Annotated in this window: 13 protein-coding genes and 1 tRNA gene; all 14 read left to right on the top strand. The window is 60.9% G+C overall.

Annotation, left to right across the window (positions count from 1 at the left end):
- The coding region (locus M0954_RS14815) for a S1 RNA-binding domain-containing protein (protein WP_297353990.1) at positions 1-619 on the top strand (619 nt) is incomplete at its 5' end.
- A 127-nt stretch (positions 620-746) separates the two neighbouring features.
- Positions 747-1,757: an NAD(P)H-quinone oxidoreductase gene (locus M0954_RS14810; protein ID WP_123384467.1), complete on the top strand. Its 1,011-nt coding sequence runs from the start codon at positions 747-749 to the stop codon at positions 1,755-1,757.
- Between the two features lie 203 nt (positions 1,758-1,960).
- Positions 1,961-2,740 carry a triose-phosphate isomerase gene (tpiA, locus tag M0954_RS14805; protein ID WP_122154076.1) on the top strand — a complete coding sequence of 260 codons (780 nt, stop codon included), beginning with the start codon at positions 1,961-1,963 and terminating at the stop codon, positions 2,738-2,740.
- An 81-nt stretch (positions 2,741-2,821) separates the two neighbouring features.
- Positions 2,822-3,199: a preprotein translocase subunit SecG gene (secG, locus tag M0954_RS14800; protein ID WP_122154077.1), complete on the top strand. Its 378-nt coding sequence runs from the start codon at positions 2,822-2,824 to the stop codon at positions 3,197-3,199.
- Between the two features lie 113 nt (positions 3,200-3,312).
- Positions 3,313-3,397 (top strand) — tRNA-Leu (locus M0954_RS14795).
- A gap of 162 nt (positions 3,398-3,559) precedes the next feature.
- Positions 3,560-3,919, top strand: a complete 360-nt coding sequence (locus tag M0954_RS14790) for an NADH-quinone oxidoreductase subunit A (RefSeq protein WP_122154078.1) — start codon at positions 3,560-3,562, stop codon at positions 3,917-3,919.
- Positions 3,920-3,982: 63 nt separating this feature from the next.
- Positions 3,983-4,462 (top strand): NADH-quinone oxidoreductase subunit B family protein, encoded by a 480-nt coding sequence (locus M0954_RS14785; protein WP_027819582.1) that lies wholly within the window; start codon positions 3,983-3,985, stop codon positions 4,460-4,462.
- Between the two features lie 20 nt (positions 4,463-4,482).
- Entirely contained in the window at positions 4,483-5,085 is a 603-nt protein-coding gene (locus M0954_RS14780) for an NADH-quinone oxidoreductase subunit C (protein WP_122154079.1), read from the top strand.
- Between the two features lie 9 nt (positions 5,086-5,094).
- On the top strand, positions 5,095-6,348 hold the full coding sequence (locus M0954_RS14775) for an NADH-quinone oxidoreductase subunit D (protein ID WP_122154080.1): 1,254 nt from the start codon (positions 5,095-5,097) through the stop codon (positions 6,346-6,348).
- A gap of 135 nt (positions 6,349-6,483) precedes the next feature.
- Positions 6,484-6,969 carry an NADH-quinone oxidoreductase subunit NuoE gene (gene nuoE / locus M0954_RS14770; RefSeq protein WP_122154081.1) on the top strand — a complete coding sequence of 162 codons (486 nt, stop codon included), beginning with the start codon at positions 6,484-6,486 and terminating at the stop codon, positions 6,967-6,969.
- Positions 6,966-8,294, top strand: a complete 1,329-nt coding sequence (gene nuoF, locus M0954_RS14765; protein ID WP_122154082.1) for an NADH-quinone oxidoreductase subunit NuoF — start codon at positions 6,966-6,968, stop codon at positions 8,292-8,294. Before nuoE ends, nuoF begins: the two co-directional genes overlap by 4 nt.
- A 99-nt stretch (positions 8,295-8,393) precedes the next feature.
- A complete protein-coding gene (gene nuoG / locus M0954_RS14760; RefSeq protein ID WP_297353988.1) occupies positions 8,394-10,727 on the top strand; it encodes an NADH-quinone oxidoreductase subunit NuoG in 2,334 nt (777 codons plus the stop codon).
- On the top strand, positions 10,728-11,786 hold the full coding sequence (gene nuoH / locus M0954_RS14755; protein WP_122154084.1) for an NADH-quinone oxidoreductase subunit NuoH: 1,059 nt from the start codon (positions 10,728-10,730) through the stop codon (positions 11,784-11,786). It begins immediately after the preceding gene.
- Between the two features lie 15 nt (positions 11,787-11,801).
- A partial coding sequence (nuoI, locus tag M0954_RS14750; RefSeq protein WP_297353986.1) for an NADH-quinone oxidoreductase subunit NuoI occupies positions 11,802-12,213 on the top strand: 412 nt, incomplete at its 3' end.

The raw sequence follows: 12,213 nt of genomic DNA, 5'->3' as shown, positions 1-12,213 counted from the left end.
CGCGCTGCAAATGGACATCAAGATCCAGGGCATCACCAAGGAAATCATGCAGGTCGCCCTCGCGCAAGCGAAGGAAGGCCGTCTGCACATTCTCGGCAAGATGACCTCGGCTGTGTCAGGCGCGAACACGCAACTGTCGGAATTCGCACCGCGCATGATCACCATCAAGATCAATCCGGAAAAGATCCGTGACGTGATCGGCAAGGGTGGTTCGGTGATCCGCGCGTTGACCGAAGAAACCGGCACGACGATCGATATTTCGGACGACGGCGTCGTCACCATCGCCAGCACTAGCAGCGAAGGTATGGCCGAAGCGAAGAAGCGTATCGAGAACATCACGCTGGAAGTCGAAGTGGGCCAGGTCTACGAAGGCACCGTGCTCAAGCTGCTCGATTTCGGCGCGATCGTGAACATCCTGCCGGGCAAGGATGGTCTGCTGCACATCTCCGAGATCGCCAACGAGCGTATCAAGGACATCAACGACTATCTGAAGGACGGTCAGCAGGTGAAGGTCAAGGTCATCCAGACGGACGAGAAGGGCCGCGTGCGCTTGTCGGCCAAGGCGTTGCTGAACGATGCCGGGTCGGGTGCACCGCAAGGCGAACCGACTCCGCAGTAATGCGGTAAGGTAGGAAACGGCCGGCAGCGTGAATGCGCGCCGGCCGTTTTTCATGCAGGGTGGATCGCACTGCAAACTGGGCTAAGGTCGGGTTTGCAGTCCAATCCAAACCTTGGAGGTGACGCAGATGAAAGCGATCGAAATTACCGAATTCGGCGCGCCGGACGTCTTGAAACTCGCTGAGCGGCCCACGCCGCAGCCGAAAGCGGGTGAGGTGCTGATCAAGGTGGCGGCCTCGGGCGTGAATCGTCCGGACGTTTTCCAGCGCAAGGGCGGTTATGCGCCGCCGCCGGGGGCGTCGGACCTGCCGGGGCTGGAGGTGGCGGGTGAAATCGTCGGCGGGACGCTCGACGAGAAGCACAATCCGTTCGGTCTGAAGATTGGCGATCGTGTGTGTGCGTTGCTGGCTGGCGGCGGTTACGCCGAATATGCGGTGGCGCCGCTCGCCCAATGTCTGCCGGTGCCCAAGGGGCTCTCGGATATCGAAGCGGCTTCGCTGCCGGAAACTTTTTTTACCGTGTGGAGCAATGTGTTCGAACGCGCGCATCTGGGCGCGGGCGAGGGCGGGCCGAATGAAACGTTGCTGGTGCAGGGTGGTTCGAGCGGCATTGGTGTGACGGCCATCCAGATCGCCCATGCGTTGGGCTTTCGCGTGTTCGCCACCGCGGGGTCCGATGACAAGTGCCGTGCCTGCGAGCAGCTCGGTGCAGAGCGTGGCATCAACTATAAAACTGAGGATTTCGTCGAGGTTCTTAAGTCGCTGACGAACGACCGCGGCGTGGACGTGATCCTCGACATGGTGGCGGGCAGTTACGTGCCGCGCGAGCTGACGGCGTTGGCCGACGGCGGCCGGATCGTGTTGATCGCGACGCTGGGTGGCGCGAAGGCGGAACTGAATTTACCCGAGATCATGCGCCGCCGCTTGACGGTGACCGGTTCGACGCTGCGTCCGCGGCCAGTGGAGTTCAAGGCGAAGATCGCGGCCCAACTGAAGGAAAAGGTGTGGCCCCATCTCGAGGATGGCCATATCAAGCCGGTGATCTACAAGGTGTTTCCGGCGGCGCAGGCCGCCGAAGCACACGCGTTGATGGAAAGCAGTACGCACGTCGGCAAGATCATGCTGGATTGGACTGCCTGAGTTGGACTGCCTGAGAGGTAGCTGAGGCCGCCGGCCGAGCGTGAGAAGGGCGGTTTGCGGGCGGGCAGTTTGACCCGATCCACCTGCTCACAGTAAAATTGCGTGTTTTGCGTGCGCCGCATGATTCCGACGGGCGGGCAACAAGGTGCAAATTCGGCGCAAACCGGGTCCGCCGCCGCAAGACGAAACGACTAGACGAGACGATGTCGAAACAACGAGCGAAGCTGGTAGTCGGTAACTGGAAGATGCACGGGCGGCTCGCCGAGAACGCGGTTCTGCTCGAGGCTGTCGCGCGAGGCGCCGGCGAACTGCCGGAGAGCGTCCGGGTTGGCGTGTGTGTGCCGGGTCTGTATCTTGCCCAGGCGCAGGCGCTGCTGGACGGCAGTCGCGTTGTGTGGGGCGTGCAGGACGTTTCTGCCTTCACGCAGGGCGCCTACACAGGTGAAGTGGCTGCGCCGATGGCCGTGGATTTCGACGCGTCGCTGGCGATCGTCGGGCACTCGGAGCGTCGGGCCTATCATCGCGAAAGTTCGGAACTGGTGGCCGTCAAGGCGCAGCGTGTGCTCGAAGCCGGTTTGACCCCTATCGTCTGTGTTGGCGAAACGCTCGAAGAGCGCAATGCGGGCGAGACCGAGCAGGTGGTCGGCGCGCAGCTGGACGCAGTGCTGGCGAAGCTGTCGCCGCAAGAGGCGGTGCGTATCGTCGTCGCGTACGAGCCCGTCTGGGCGATCGGCAGCGGCAAGAGCGCCACGGCGCAGCAGGCGCAGGACGTTCACGCGTTTTTGCGTGCGCGCCTCGTAGCGAAAAGTGTTGCAGCTGCCGACGTACCATTGCTGTACGGCGGTAGCGTGAAACCGGGCAATGCGGAAGAGTTGTTCCGTCAGCCGGATATCGACGGTGGCCTGATTGGCGGCGCGTCGTTGAAGGACCAGGATTTCCTGGCAATCTGCAAGGCGGCTGGCGCCGTGAGCGTTACGCAATAAGCAGGTTGCCCGGGCGCGGTAGACCCATTGCGTGTGGCACGCCTTGTGCCACGCGATTAAATAAAGACTCAGGTGAGTGTGATGCTGGTTTTGAAAACATTGATTATCGTCGTTCAGTTGATGTCGGCGCTTGGGGTCATTGGCCTCGTGTTGCTGCAGCACGGTAAGGGCGCCGATATGGGTGCTGCTTTTGGCAGCGGCGCGTCGGGCAGTCTGTTCGGTGCGACGGGTTCGGCGAACTTTTTGTCCCGTACCACGGCGGTGCTCGCAGCGATCTTTTTTGTCAGCACTTTGACACTGACGTATCTCGGCTCGTATCACGCGAAGCCTTCTGCAGGCTTGCTCGGCGCGGTAGCGACCGCTCCGGTTTCAGGCTCGTCGGCAGCAGTTCCGGCTGGTGCGTCGGGTGCTCTTCCGGCGGCTCCCGCGTCGGCTCCGGGCCAGGACGTGCCGAAATAAATTTTCGGCAAAACTGCCTGTGGTGCGTTGAACAAACTGTTTAAACCAGTTACAATTCAAGTCTTGAAGCGATTCGCGGGTTATATAAGTTTATTTCCCGGATTGCATACAGTGCCGACGTGGTGAAATTGGTAGACACGCTATCTTGAGGGGGTAGTGGCGAAAGCTGTGCGAGTTCGAGTCTCGCCGTCGGCACCAATGTTATCTTAATGCCAGCCGCTTGCATCGCTTCGGCTGGCATTGTCGCTTCTGGCTTTGTGTTTGCGTTAAGCTTGCAACGTCAAGCACGCCGAAGTGATTTCGTGCTGGGTGTTTTGTCTCCCCCCAGCGGCACTCAGAACCAACCGATTGAGGACAGTCTTGAACCTCGCAGCCTATTACCCCGTCTTGTTGTTCCTCCTGGTGGGCACTGGTTTAGGCGTAGCACTGGTCAGTATTGGCAAGCTCCTCGGTCCCAACAGGCCCGATACCGAGAAGAACGCACCATACGAGTGCGGCTTCGAAGCATTCGAAGATGCGCGCATGAAATTTGATGTGCGCTACTATCTCGTCGCCATTCTCTTCATCATTTTCGACCTTGAAACCGCGTTCCTGTTTCCGTGGGGCGTGGCCCTGCGCGACATCGGCTGGCCCGGCTTCATGGCAATGATGATTTTCCTGCTCGAGTTCCTGCTGGGCTTCGCCTATATCTGGAAGAAGGGCGGCCTTGATTGGGAATGATGGATTAATCGCCGGTTTGCGTGGGCGGCCAAGGCTAGCCGCCCCGTCTGGAGTGGAAAGCACATGAGTATCGAAGGGGTCTTGAAGGAAGGGTTTGTCACCACCACGGCTGACAAGCTGATCAACTGGACGCGCACTGGCTCGTTGTGGCCGATGACGTTCGGTCTTGCGTGTTGCGCGGTCGAGATGATGCATGCGGGTGCAGCCCGTTATGACCTCGACCGCTTCGGTGTCGTGTTTCGTCCGAGTCCGCGTCAGTCGGACGTGATGATCGTCGCCGGCACGCTGTGCAACAAGATGGCGCCCGCTCTGCGCAAGGTCTACGATCAGATGGCCGAGCCGCGCTGGGTGATCTCGATGGGCTCGTGCGCGAACGGCGGCGGCTACTACCACTATTCGTATTCGGTGGTGCGCGGCTGCGACCGGATCGTGCCGGTCGACGTCTACGTGCCGGGTTGTCCGCCGACCGCAGAAGCGCTGGTCTACGGCGTGATCCAGTTGCAAGCGAAGATCCGTCGTACCAGCACCATCGCCCGTCAATAAGGCCAGAGCCCCCCCATAATATGGCAAGCAAACTCGAGACCCTGAAAGCGAACATCGAGGCGGCCTTTAGCGGCCGCCTGCTGAGCGTCACCGAAGCGATCGGAGAGCTCACGATCGTCGTGAGTGCAAAAGAATATCAAGATATTGCGACGCGCCTCCGCGACGATTCGTCGCTGCGCTTCGAGCAACTGGTCGACCTGTGTGGCGTCGACTACCAGACCTACGGTGACGGTGCGTATGACGGTCCGCGTTTCGCGGCGGTGCTGCATCTGCTGTCGGTGGCGAACAACTGGCGTCTGCGTGTGCGCGTGTTCGCGCAGGACGACGATGTTCCGCTGGTCCCGTCCGTGGTCGATATCTGGAGTTCGGCCAACTGGTATGAGCGCGAAGCGTTCGACCTGTACGGCATCGTCTTCGAGGGTCACCCAGACCTGCGCCGCATTCTGACCGACTACGGTTTCATCGGTCACCCGTTCCGCAAGGATTTCCCGATCTCCGGCTACGTCGAGATGCGTTACGACCCGGAAGAGAAGCGCGTCGTCTATCAGCCTGTGACGATCGAGCCGCGGGAAATCACGCCGCGCGTGATCCGCGAGGATCGCTATGGCGGTCTGAAACACTAAGAGAACGCCATGGCAGAGATCAAAAACTACACGCTCAACTTCGGTCCGCAGCACCCGGCCGCGCACGGTGTGCTGCGCCTCGTGCTCGAACTCGACGGCGAAGTGATCCAGCGCGCCGACCCGCATATCGGCCTCCTGCACCGCGCCACTGAAAAGCTCGCGGAAACCAAGACGTTCATCCAGTCGGTGCCGTACATGGACCGTCTCGACTACGTGTCGATGATGGTCAACGAGCACGGCTACGTGATGGCGATCGAAAAGCTGCTCGGCATCGACGTGCCCGTGCGTGCAAAGTACATTCGCGTGCTGTTCGACGAGATCACGCGTGTGCTGAACCACCTGATGTGGATCGGCTCGCACGCGCTCGACGTCGGCGCGATGGCAGTGTTTCTGTATGCGTTCCGCGAACGCGAAGACCTGATGGACGTGTACGAAGCAGTGTCCGGTGCCCGGATGCACGCGGCGTACTACCGTCCGGGTGGCGTGTACCGTGATCTGCCGGACGCTATGCCGCAATACAAGGCGTCGAAGATTCGTAACGCGAAGGCGCTGTCGAGGATGAACGAGACGCGCCAGGGTTCGTTGCTCGACTTCATCGACGACTTCTTTGCCCGTTTCCCGCATTGCGTCGACGAATACGAAACGCTGCTCACGGACAACCGGATCTGGAAGCAACGTCTGGTCGGTATTGGCGTGGTCACCCCGGAGCGTGCGCTGCAACTCGGCATGACGGGTGCGATGCTGCGCGGTTCGGGCATCGAGTGGGATCTGCGCAAGAAGCAGCCGTATGAAGTTTATGACAAGCTGGACTTCGATATTCCGGTTGGCGTGAACGGCGATTGTTACGACCGCTACCTGGTACGCGTCGAAGAAATGCGTCAATCAACTCGAATCGCGAAACAGTGCATTGAATGGTTGCGGAAGAATCCGGGCCCCGTAATGATCGACAATCACAAGATTGCGCCGCCGTCGCGCGTCGGCATGAAGTCGAACATGGAAGAGCTGATTCACCATTTCAAGCTCTTCACGGAAGGCTTCCATGTGCCCGAAGGCGAGGCGTATGCCGCTGTCGAGCATCCGAAGGGCGAGTTCGGCATCTATCTGATTTCGGATGGCGCGAACAAGCCGTACCGTCTGAAGATTCGCGCGCCGGGCTATGCGCATCTGTCCGCGCTCGACGAAATGGCGCGCGGTCACATGATCGCCGACGCCGTGACGATCATCGGCACGCAAGACATCGTGTTTGGCGAAATCGATCGTTAAGAGCGATTTTCATCGTGGCGTGTGCGTCGAAGTTGCAGCGGGGCGCACGTCAAGCAAAGGAACGCCGGGTCTGTCGCAACAGGTAGCACGCGACAGGTTTTCGTTCGGTAGGAATTGAAAGAGTCGTGTCTGAAAATGATCTCAGCTGAAGGCCTGAAAGAAATCGATCGCGCGTTGACGAAGTATCCCGCCGATCAGAAACAGTCCGCCGTGATGTCAGCGTTGGCCGTCGCTCAGGAAGAGCATGGCTGGCTGTCGCCCGAACTCATGCAGTTCGTCGCGAACTATCTCGGCATGCCGGCGGTCGCCGTGCAGGAGGTGGCGACCTTCTACACGATGTACGAGACGTCGCCGGTCGGCAAGCACAAGATCACGCTCTGCACGAACCTGCCGTGCCAGCTCGGTCCGGATGGCGGCTCGGAAAGCGCTGCCGAATATCTGAAGCAGAAGCTCGGCATCGACTTCGGCGAAACCACGGCAGACGGCAAGTTCACCTTGAAAGAAGGCGAGTGCATGGGCTCGTGCGGCGATGCACCAGTGATGCTGGTGAACAACCATCGCATGTGCAGCTTCATGAGCCGCGCGAAGATCGATCAGCTGCTCGAGGAGCTCTCGAAATGACGTCTCTCCACGATCGTCACATCAAACCGCTGATTCTCGCTGGCCTGAACGGCGACAACTGGCATCTCGAAGACTATGCGGCGCGCGGCGGTTACGTCCAGCTGCGCCGTATTCTGGAAGAGAAAATCCCGCCCGAGCAGGTGATTGCCGAAGTCAAGGCGTCGGGTCTGCGTGGCCGCGGCGGTGCAGGTTTCCCGACCGGCCTGAAGTGGAGCTTCATGCCGCGTCAGTTCCCGGGACAGAAGTACCTCGTCTGTAATTCGGACGAAGGCGAACCGGGCACGTTCAAGGATCGCGACATCCTGCGCTGGAACCCGCATGCGCTGATCGAAGGCATGGCCATCGGCGCGTACGCGATGGGCATCACGGTGGGCTACAACTATATCCACGGTGAAATCTTCGCTGAGTACAGGCGTTTCGAAGAAGCGCTGGAAGAAGCGCGCCGTGCCGGTTACCTCGGCGACAACATCATGGGCTCGGGCTTCTCGTTCCAGTTGCATGCGCACCACGGTTACGGCGCCTATATCTGCGGCGAAGAAACTGCGCTGCTCGAGTCGCTGGAAGGCAAGAAGGGGCAGCCGCGCTTCAAGCCGCCGTTCCCGGCGAGCTTTGGCGTATACGGCAAGCCGACCACCATCAACAACACCGAAACGTTCGCGGCCGTGCCGTTCCTGTTGACGGTTGGCCCGCAGACTTACCTTGAACTCGGCAAGCCGAATAACGGCGGCACCAAGATCTTCTCGGTGTCCGGCGACGTTGAGCTTCCGGGCAATTACGAAGTGCCGCTCGGCACGCCGTTCGCGAAGCTGCTGGAACTCGCTGGCGGCATGCGCGGTGGCAAGAAGATCAAGGCCGTGATTCCGGGTGGCTCGTCCGCACCGGTCATCCCGGGCGAGATGATGATGAATACCGACATGGACTATGACTCGATCGCCAAGGCGGGGTCGATGCTTGGTTCAGGCGCGGTCATCGTGATGGACGAGACGCGCTGCATGGTTCGTTCGCTGCTGCGTCTGTCGTACTTCTATTACGAAGAGTCCTGCGGTCAGTGCACGCCGTGCCGCGAAGGCACAGGCTGGCTGTATCGCGTCGTGCACCGTATCGAGCACGGCCTGGGGCGCCCGGAAGATCTGGATCTGCTGAACTCAGTGGCTGAAAACATCATGGGCCGCACGATTTGCGCGCTCGGCGATGCAGCGGCCATGCCGGTGCGCGGCATGCTCAAGCACTACTGGGACGAATTCGAATATCACGTCGCCCACAAGCAATGCCTCGTGGGCGGTCATGCCGGCGCAGCGACGGCTTCGGAAACGGTGGCCGCCTAAAAGGCGCTTCACCAGAAGCGTCAACCGCGGGGGTCATCGCCAAGTGGCGATGAACGGGCGAACGATTGAGCGGTAACAGGTTAAGGAAGATTGACCATCATGGTTGAACTTGAAATAGACGGCAAGAAGGTAGAGGTGCCTGAAGGCAGCATGGTGATCCAGGCTGCGCATAAGGTCGACACGTACATTCCTCACTTCTGCTATCACAAGAAGCTGTCGATTGCGGCCAATTGCCGGATGTGTCTGGTCGATGTCGAGAAGATGCCGAAGGCCGTGCCTGCATGCGCCACGCCGGTGTCGGCGGGCATGATCGTGCGCACGAAGTCCGACAAGGCCGTGAAGGGTCAGCAAGCCGTGATGGAATTCCTGCTGATCAACCACCCGCTCGATTGCCCGATTTGCGACCAGGGCGGTGAATGCCAGTTGCAGGATCTGGCGGTGGGCTACGGCAAATCTTCGTCGCGCTACAACGAAGAAAAGCGCGTGGTATTCCACAAGAACGTCGGTCCGCTGATCTCGATGGAAGAGATGACGCGTTGCATCCACTGCACACGTTGCGTCCGCTTCGGTCAGGAAGTGGCCGGCGTGATGGAACTGGGCATGCTGGGCCGCGGCGAGCACTCGGAAATTACCTCGTTCGTCGGCAAGACGGTCGACTCCGAACTGTCGGGCAACATGATCGACCTGTGCCCGGTTGGCGCACTCACCAGCAAGCCGTTCCGCTACAGCGCCCGCACGTGGGAACTGTCGCGCCGCAAGTCGGTGAGCCCGCACGATTCCGTCGGCGCGAACCTTGTGGTGCAGGTCAAGAACAACCGCGTGATGCGCGTGCTGCCGTTCGAGAACGAAGCGATCAACGAATGCTGGATCTCGGACAAGGACCGTTTCTCGTACGAAGGCCTGAACAGCCCGGAACGCCTCACGCAGCCGATGCTCAAGCAAGGCGGCAAGTGGGTCGAGACCGACTGGCAGACCGCGCTTGAGTACGTCGTCAAGGGCCTGAACGGCATCAAGGACGATCACGGCGCAGAAGCGCTCGCCGCACTGGCGAGCCCGCATAGCACCGTCGAAGAACTGTTCCTCATCAAGCAACTCGCGCAAGCGGTCGGCACACCTAACGTCGACTTCCGACTGCGCCAGTCGGATTTCTCGGCGCCTGTGAATGGCACGCCGTGGCTCGGCACGAAGATCGCCGATCTGTCGAACGTCGACGCGGCGATCGTCATCGGCGCGGATCTGCGTCGTGATCATCCGTTGCTGGCTGCGCGTCTGCGCCAGGCCGCCAAGAGCGGCGCAGCGCTGACCCTCGTGCAAGCAACGAACGACGATGCACTGATCCCGCAAGCCCAACGCGTGGTGGCCGCACCGTCCGCATGGCTCGATGAAATCGCCGGTATCGCTGCCGCGGTTTCGGAAGCACGTGGCGCGGCGTTGCCGGAAGCATTTGCCGGCACGCAAGCGAACGACGCGCACAAGCAGGTTGCAACGTCGCTCGCAGCGGGCGAACTGCGCCTCGTGCTGCTCGGCAACGGCGCGGTCCGTCATCCGGATTTCGCCCGTATTCATGCCGCAGCGCAATGGATTGCGGACACCACCGGCGCAAAGCTCGGCTTCCTCACGGAAGCGGCCAACACGGTTGGCGCTCACCTCGTCGGCGCGTTGCCGGGCGCGGGAGGCCTGAACGCTCGCGAAGTGTTCGAACAGCCGCGCAAGGGTTACGTGCTGCTCAACGTCGAACCGGAGTTCGACACGGTCAACCCGGCGCAGGCACTGGCCGCGTTGAATCAGGCTGAAATGGTCGTCGTGCTGTCGCCGTTCCAGACCGGCGCGGAATACGCCGACGTGCTGTTGCCGATCTCGCCGTTCACGGAAACAGCCGGTACGTTCGTCAGCGCCGAAGGCACGGTACAAAGCTTCAACGGCGTAGTACGCCCGCTCGGCGACACGCGTCCGGCATGGAAGGTGTTGCGCGTGCTGGGTAGCCTGCTCGGCGTGCCGGGTTTCGAATTCGATACGTCGGAAGAAGTGCGCGCAGCAGCGCTCGGCGACGCCGATCTGAGCGCACGCCTGTCGAACAAGACAGGCGTCGCGATCGCACGCGGTGCAGCGCCGAAGGCAGCTGAAGGCGCGTTCGAGCGCATCGCCGATGTGCCGATCTACCACGCCGACCCGCTGGTGCGTCGTGCGGAATCGCTGCATCTGACGGCAGCGGCACGCGCGGCGAACTCGGTCGGTTTGCCGGCCGCTCTGTTCGACAAGCTGGGTTTGAAAGACGGCGACGCAGTGCGCGTGCGCCAGGGTGAGCACTCGGTGCAATTGCCGGCCGTGCGCGATGCAAATCTTGCGGAGACAGTCGTCCGCGTATCGGCGGCCACGCCTGCCGGTGCAGCGCTGGGCAGCCTGTTCGGTGAACTGCTGGTGGAGAAGGCGTAAATGTTCGAATCGATCAACTCGGGCGGCACTCAACTTCTCGGTGCGGCATGGCCCACGGTGTGGGCACTGGTGCGCATCCTGGTGGTGGCCGTCGCGATCCTGCTGTGCGTGGCTTACCTGATCCTCTGGGAACGTAAGCTGATCGGCTGGATGCACGTGCGTCTCGGTCCGAACCGCGTGGGCCCGGCCGGTTTGCTGCAGCCGATCGCCGACGTGCTGAAACTGTTGCTGAAAGAAGTGATCCAGCCGGCGCAGGCGAGCCGCTGGACCTACCTGATCGCGCCGATCATGGTGGTGGTGCCGGCCTTCGCGGTCTGGGCGGTGATTCCATTCCAGGCGGGCGCGGTGCTCGGCGACATCAACGCGGGGCTGTTGTATGCGATGGCGATTTCGTCGATCGGCGTGTACGGCGTGATTCTCGCTGGCTGGGCCTCGAACTCGAAATATGCGTTCCTCGGCGCGATGCGCGCCGCGGCGCAGATGGTCTCGTATGAAATCTCGATGGGCTTCGCGCTCGTCGTCGTGCTGATGACCTCCGGCAGCCTGAACCTGTCGGACATCGTCGGCTCGCAGGAACGCGGTATCTTCGCCAGCTACGGCCTGAACTTCCTCTCGTGGAACTGGCTGCCGCTGTTGCCGATGTTCGTCGTCTACTTCATCTCGGGCATTGCTGAAACGAACCGCCACCCGTTCGACGTGGTGGAAGGCGAGTCAGAAATCGTCGCGGGTCACATGATCGATTACTCGGGGATGGCGTTCGCGCTATTCTTCCTCGCCGAGTACATCAACATGATCGTGATCTCGGCGCTGGCATCGACTCTGTTCCTCGGCGGCTGGAGTGCCCCGTTCGGCTTCCTGTCGTTTATCCCGGGCATTTTCTGGCTGGTGCTGAAAGTGTTCTTGCTGCTGTCGATATTCATCTGGGCACGCGCCACATTCCCGCGCTACCGTTATGACCAGATCATGCGTCTGGGCTGGAAAGTGTTCATTCCGGTCTGCGTGGTGTGGCTGATCGTAGTCGGCTTCTGGATCATGTCGCCGTTGAATATCTGGAAATAAAGGGCGGATGAACCTATGACCGCAATCCAAAACTTCTTCAAGACCTTCTTCCTCACGGAATTGCTCAAAGGTCTCGCGCTGACCGGACGTTATACGTTCCGGCGCAAAATCACCGTGCAGTTTCCGGAAGAGAAGACACCGATTTCGCCGCGTTTCCGCGGCCTGCACGCACTGCGCCGCTATGAGAACGGCGAAGAGCGCTGCATCGCCTGCAAGCTGTGCGAAGCGGTATGCCCGGCGCTCGCCATCACGATCGAATCGGAAACGCGCGCGGACAACACCCGCCGTACGACGCGTTACGACATCGACCTGACCAAATGCATCTTCTGCGGTTTTTGCGAAGAAAGCTGCCCGGTCGATTCGATCGTCGAGACGCACATTCTCGAGTATCACGGCGAGAAGCGCGGCGACCTGTATTTCACGAAGG

It is taken from the genome of Paraburkholderia sp. (assembly GCF_026225065.1).
In the GTDB taxonomy this organism is placed as follows: domain Bacteria; phylum Pseudomonadota; class Gammaproteobacteria; order Burkholderiales; family Burkholderiaceae; genus Paraburkholderia.
This window is presented reverse-complemented; position numbering and strand designations above follow the sequence as displayed.

Coding starts and splice junctions, on each gene's coding strand:
- nuoE (WP_122154081.1), top strand. CDS start 6,484: ATGATCTCAGCTGAAGGCCTGAAAGAAATCGATCGCGCGTTGACGAAG.
- M0954_RS14785 (WP_027819582.1), top strand. CDS start 3,983: ATGAGTATCGAAGGGGTCTTGAAGGAAGGGTTTGTCACCACCACGGCT.
- nuoH (WP_122154084.1), top strand. CDS start 10,728: ATGTTCGAATCGATCAACTCGGGCGGCACTCAACTTCTCGGTGCGGCA.
- M0954_RS14775 (WP_122154080.1), top strand. CDS start 5,095: ATGGCAGAGATCAAAAACTACACGCTCAACTTCGGTCCGCAGCACCCG.
- tpiA (WP_122154076.1), top strand. CDS start 1,961: ATGTCGAAACAACGAGCGAAGCTGGTAGTCGGTAACTGGAAGATGCAC.
- M0954_RS14810 (WP_123384467.1), top strand. CDS start 747: ATGAAAGCGATCGAAATTACCGAATTCGGCGCGCCGGACGTCTTGAAA.
- M0954_RS14780 (WP_122154079.1), top strand. CDS start 4,483: ATGGCAAGCAAACTCGAGACCCTGAAAGCGAACATCGAGGCGGCCTTT.
- nuoF (WP_122154082.1), top strand. CDS start 6,966: ATGACGTCTCTCCACGATCGTCACATCAAACCGCTGATTCTCGCTGGC.
- secG (WP_122154077.1), top strand. CDS start 2,822: ATGCTGGTTTTGAAAACATTGATTATCGTCGTTCAGTTGATGTCGGCG.
- nuoG (WP_297353988.1), top strand. CDS start 8,394: ATGGTTGAACTTGAAATAGACGGCAAGAAGGTAGAGGTGCCTGAAGGC.